This is a genomic window from Pseudomonas sp. F007 (assembly GCF_057814275.1).
The window spans coordinates 1-540 of sequence record NZ_JBVATA010000026.1 but is presented as its reverse complement, the minus strand read 5'-3'; the positions used below and the strand labels follow the sequence as shown (position 1 = coordinate 540).

The window sequence follows — 540 nt, the reverse complement described above, 5'->3', positions numbered from 1 at the left end:
TCGGCGTCGCTGAGCGGGCTGGTTTCGCTCCAGGTTCTGAGCAGCGGGCCGGTGACATCGTCGCGATGGGGTACGACGGCGGTGCCCTTGGCCAGTTTCAGCCAGGTTTTTTCTTTGGCGGGCAAGCGCTGGGCCCAGGCACGACTGGCTTCGAAGTACAGGTCGATGTCATCGCCACTGAAGACCTCAAGGTGCAGTCGCTGTTCCGGGCGTTCGACGTAGCCGTCCTGATAGTCGCCGATATGGCCGATCAGGGCGCCGGCCTTGATTGGCACCGGTTGCTCCAGCACAACGATTTGATCGACCGCTTGCGGGGCGGGCTCGCTTTCCAGTTCCGCGAAGTACAGGTACTGATTGACCCGCTCCAGCTTGCGGAAATCGCCTTCACCGCTGACCCTGAGCACGCTGCCGGTGGGCAATTCCAGCAGCACCTCGCTGGAAATATCCGGCTCGGCGCGCACATTGACCCGCTCTCGCGAGGAGACAATGCGGTGCTCGCCGTCAGCCTCCGGGCGCAGCAGGCTGGCGGCGATGTAGCCC

Annotated in this window: 1 protein-coding gene; it reads right to left on the bottom strand. The window is 63.9% G+C overall.

Going from position 1 to position 540, the window contains the following annotated elements; translation table 11 throughout:
• A partial coding sequence (locus tag ACZYR5_RS29560) for an SH3 domain-containing protein (protein ID WP_489092916.1) occupies positions 1-540 on the bottom strand: 540 nt, incomplete at both ends.